We start from the raw sequence: 542 nt of genomic DNA, 5'->3' as shown, positions 1-542 counted from the left end.
CAACTACGCGTCCGCGGGCAACGGCACGGCGCCGCATTTCACGGCCGAGATATTCAAGCTCGAAAGCGGCGCGCAAATGGCCCATGTGCCCTACCGCGGCGCGGCACCCGCGATGAACGACACCATGGCCGGCCAGACCCAGGTCATGTTCCCCAGCCTGTTCTCGGCCTATACGCATGTCAGGAACGGCAAGCTGCGCGCGCTGGCGCTCGCCGGCCCCAAGCGTTCGTCGCTGCTGCCCGATGTGCCCACGCTCGAAGAGGCCGGCGTCAAGGGCGTGGAAGTCACGCAGTGGTACGCGATGTTCGCCCCCGGCAAGACGCCGCGGCCCGTGGTCGACCAGCTCAACAAGGCCTTGAACACCGCGCTCGCCGACAAGGACGTGGTGCGGCGCATCGAGGAGCAAGGCGCGGTGGTCGACACCAGCACGCCCGAGCAGCTGGGCCTGACCGTGCGCCAGGAGATCGCGAAGTGGAAAGGCGTGGTGCAGAAGGCCCAGCTCACGCCGGATTGAAGACGCTGCGCCATTTCACATGTCAACA

Annotated in this window: 1 protein-coding gene; it reads left to right on the top strand. The window is 66.8% G+C overall.

Translation table 11 applies throughout. The features are described from left to right. The coding region (locus D3H34_RS33690) for a tripartite tricarboxylate transporter substrate-binding protein (RefSeq protein WP_286186603.1) at positions 1-514 on the top strand (514 nt) is incomplete at its 5' end. Positions 515-542 lie beyond the last annotated feature (28 nt).

This window comes from Acidovorax cavernicola (assembly GCF_003581445.1).
Note: the sequence above shows the minus strand (reverse complement) of the source record. Positions and strands in the feature narration are given on the sequence as shown.